We start from the raw sequence: 3,529 nt of genomic DNA on the forward strand, positions 1-3,529 counted from the left end.
ATAAAGGAAGACATGCGCATACATATCTCCCAAATAGAGAAAGCCGTACGTTTAAATTTAAGGGAGTTTATGAACTGTGATCTGACCAACAAAAAAAAAGATTTTTATGTCCGATTCGGGTTTGATTACTATATGTATTTCAACAGTAATATAGATAAATGCATTCTTAAAAAAGAGATCGAGAAAATCGGTCTGTATTTCAATCCGAGATGACAAGAGCTCGGACAAGAGATTCTCTAAGGCTTGCAATAAAATATACAGAAAATAATGGATGGAAAATACTGTGCCAACGAACAGCGCCTTACTATTTAATAGTCTATTTCAATTTAAATCCACATGGATAAACGATAAAAAAATAAATAAGCGAAATCAAAATGCAAAAACTTTATTTTCTTAAATATTCCCTAATATCGATCCTACTTTCTGTAATGTTCAGAGCAGAAGCTCAGTCGAACGATTTATACTATCGATCGGCTCAAAACAGATTGACAAATATGCTTTCAGGAAAAGAATCACTAAATCTTAGAGAAGCAATCTATTGTGTAGAAAACGCATGGTTTAACGACAAACTGAATAAAAAATTGTTTTACAAACAAATCGAACGATATGCGGATTTTTGTCGAGCTGTCAGCAATTCCGGACGGATAATCTATTCCGGAAACGATGTATCTTCAGTAAACGCCCAAGCTGCCGTATTCGCCTTTATGACCGATACCATACCCATACAAATGGGAGACTCTGTTTACTATCATCTCCCTTTCGGATATAATGCCGATGACTTTGCCGGAGAAAAAAACTGGAGCAACATGTTTGTCTCCACACTTATGGCAACCGGTAAAGGTAACTGTCATTCGATGCCTCTACTTTATAAACTTATTATGGACGAACTGGGAGAAAAATGCTGGTTAGCATTAGCCCCCAATCACATGTATATAAAAGCAAAAACGCAACACATCGGTTGGTACAATATTGAATTGACAACCGGGGATTTTCCTACCGATGCTTGGTTGATGGCGTCGGGGTATATTCATCTCGATGCAGTACGTAACGGGATTTACACCGATACGCTATCTTTAAAACAGTCCGTGGCACTGTGTTTGACCGACTTGGCTCAAGGGTATATGCACAAATATGGAATCGGAAACAGAAAATTCATCGAAGATTGCTGCAATACGACTCTCAAACATTATCCTAACTATATAAATGCACTATTGATAAAAGCGGAATTATTGACAAAGCAATACCGACATCTGGACAATAAAGAGTGTGAAGAGGCTAAAAAGCTAAAAGAAAAAATGGACGATGCTTATGCTCATATCCACCGCTTAGGTTATAGGAAAATGCCCGAAGAGATGTATCGCAAATGGTTAAAATCAATAAAAACAAATATCAAAACCCCTTTTGAAAACTTTTAAAGAAATTATCTGAACCTATCAGGCATACATTTACTTTGCGGAGGGAGGGGGATTCGAACCCCCGATACGCTTTTGGCGTATACACGCTTTCCAGGCGTGCCTCTTCAACCACTCGAGCATCACTCCAAGATTCTGCGAATCTTCATTTGCGGTGCAAAGATACTCTTTTTTCTGATTTTACAGACGATTTGTCACAAAGATTCAAACCGCATTTTATCGATTTATGTTTTTTAACGATTGATTCACCACTACAATTTAAACAGGATTTCAGCATTCCGGGAAGTCCGCTCCTCAACTTCTTGATTAGAAAGGCCCAATATTTCCGCAATCTTCTCTGCGGTTTTTACGATATAAGAAGGTTCGTTACGTTTCCCGCGAAACGGTACAGGAGCTAAATAAGGTGCATCCGTCTCCAGTAAAACCCGATCGACTCCTATCTCCCTTATCGTTTCATCAAGACGGGCATTTTTAAAAGTCACTACACCATTGATACCGAAATAAAAATCTCCCAATTCCCGAATTATCTTTACTTGATCGGGAGTCCCGCCAAAACTGTGAAAAACACCGGTCAACGATAACGACGAAAGAGATTTTAATGCCGCAACAGTTTCGTCAAAAGCATCCCGACAATGGATTATCACAGGTATTTTCTTATTGCAAGACCAACGTACTTGTGAAGTAAAGGCATCGATCTGTTCCCTTAAAAATGTCTTGTCCCAATACAAGTCCATACCGATTTCACCCACAGCGCAATATTCTCCCCGGTCCAACTCAGCTTCAATACACGACAAATCCCGTTTATAATCTTGATTTATCGAAGTCGGGTGTAATCCCATGGCTCCTTTACATAATGAAGAATAATCGTTCAATGTTTGTCGCAATGCACCGACAGTTTCCACATCTACATTCGGTAAAATCATACGAGTAATTCCCGACTTCTCCGCTCTATCGATTACAGCCCTCCGGTCCTCATCAAATTCCTGAAGATATATATGAGTATGCGTATCTATCATAATCCTAATTTTCTCTCTCCATAAGTACCGCAGAAAGTTCCAACAATGGCTCTATGTATTCAGGTTCTACATTTATTTCTTTCAATAGGTCCGTACCTTTTTTATAATACTCCCACATCTTGTTTTCACACAGTTCTTTTATTCCTACACGGGTATAAATGTCCGTTACACAACGAATTTTCTCATTTGCGTCATACTCTTTTGCACCAATCCATGACAGAAGGTCTTCTTTGTCTTTACCTTCAGCCAATCTCAATGCATTAATCAACATATATGTTTTTTTATTATTGAGAATATCGCCACCTATTTTCTTCCCGAACACAGCAGGATCTCCATACACATCCAAATAATCATCTTTCAACTGAAATGCCAATCCGATATTCTCACCGAACCGATACAAACGGTCGGCATCAGAGGGATGAGCTTCGGCTATTACTGCGCCTATTTTAAGCGCTCCGCCTAACAAAACGGCAGTTTTAAGCCGTATCATCTCTAAATACTCTTCTTCCGAAACGTCATCCCGACTTTCAAACTCCATATCATATTGTTGCCCCTCACAAATTTCCAAAGCTGTTTTTGAAAAAATATCGAGGACTTCTTTTCTACAAAAATCAGGAGCTTCGGACATTTGCATATAAGCCAATATTTGCATGGCATCTCCCGATAATACGGCCGTATTTTCATTCCAAACTTTGTGCACCGCAGGTTTACCCCTCCTCACATCGGCATTATCCATTACATCGTCATGCAACAACGTGAAATTATGAAACATCTCCAACCCTATAGCCGGAGAGATGGCACGGTGATAATCAGTTCCGAACAGTTCACAAGCCATCAACATCAATACCGGACGAATACGTTTTCCCCCCAAAGAAAGCTCATAACGTATCGGCGCATACAGATTATCGGGTTCGGAAGGATACGGAACAGCCGCCAAACCATCATTTACAGCCTTTATATACTTATCAAGGATTTCCATACAGATTTTTTTTAGATTATTGGTTTCAAAAATACGTTTTTTTCATTAGAAAAGATATATCTCGATAAGAGAAAAAAGAACTGTAATACATTTTCTACCATTAAAATCAAATAGATATATAC

At 38.7% G+C, this 3,529-nt stretch carries 3 protein-coding genes, 1 tRNA gene and 1 pseudogene; 2 read left to right on the forward strand and 3 right to left on the reverse strand.

Going from position 1 to position 3,529, the window contains the following annotated elements:
• Positions 1-213 (forward strand): annotated as a pseudogene (locus AC1WHX_RS11335) (hypothetical protein); the annotation flags it as partial.
• A gap of 161 nt (positions 214-374) precedes the next feature.
• Positions 375-1,415 carry a hypothetical protein gene (locus AC1WHX_RS11340; RefSeq protein WP_278585031.1) on the forward strand — a complete coding sequence of 347 codons (1,041 nt, stop codon included), beginning with the start codon at positions 375-377 and terminating at the stop codon, positions 1,413-1,415.
• 38 nt (positions 1,416-1,453) lie between these two features.
• On the opposite strand, the gene AC1WHX_RS11345 is transcribed toward AC1WHX_RS11340, so the two are convergent.
• The 3 genes from AC1WHX_RS11345 to AC1WHX_RS11355 all read right to left on the reverse strand — a co-directional run bounded on the left by AC1WHX_RS11345 (position 1,454) and on the right by AC1WHX_RS11355 (position 3,407).
• Positions 1,454-1,541 (reverse strand) — tRNA-Ser (locus AC1WHX_RS11345).
• Positions 1,542-1,663: 122 nt separating this feature from the next.
• Positions 1,664-2,428: a TatD family hydrolase gene (locus AC1WHX_RS11350; protein ID WP_270214207.1), complete on the reverse strand. Its 765-nt coding sequence runs from the start codon at positions 2,426-2,428 to the stop codon at positions 1,664-1,666.
• 4 nt (positions 2,429-2,432) lie between these two features.
• A complete protein-coding gene (locus tag AC1WHX_RS11355) occupies positions 2,433-3,407 on the reverse strand; it encodes a polyprenyl synthetase family protein (protein WP_303117045.1) in 975 nt (324 codons plus the stop codon).
• Between the last annotated feature and the right edge of the window lie 122 nt (positions 3,408-3,529).

The organism is Coprobacter sp. (assembly GCF_982436375.1).

Excerpts from the sequence above, each read along its gene's own strand:
- AC1WHX_RS11340 (WP_278585031.1), top strand. The coding sequence starts at position 375 with ATGCAAAAACTTTATTTTCTTAAATATTCCCTAATATCGATCCTACTT.
- AC1WHX_RS11350 (WP_270214207.1), bottom strand. The coding sequence starts at position 2,428 with ATGATAGATACGCATACTCATATATATCTTCAGGAATTTGATGAGGAC.
- AC1WHX_RS11355 (WP_303117045.1), bottom strand. The coding sequence starts at position 3,407 with ATGGAAATCCTTGATAAGTATATAAAGGCTGTAAATGATGGTTTGGCG.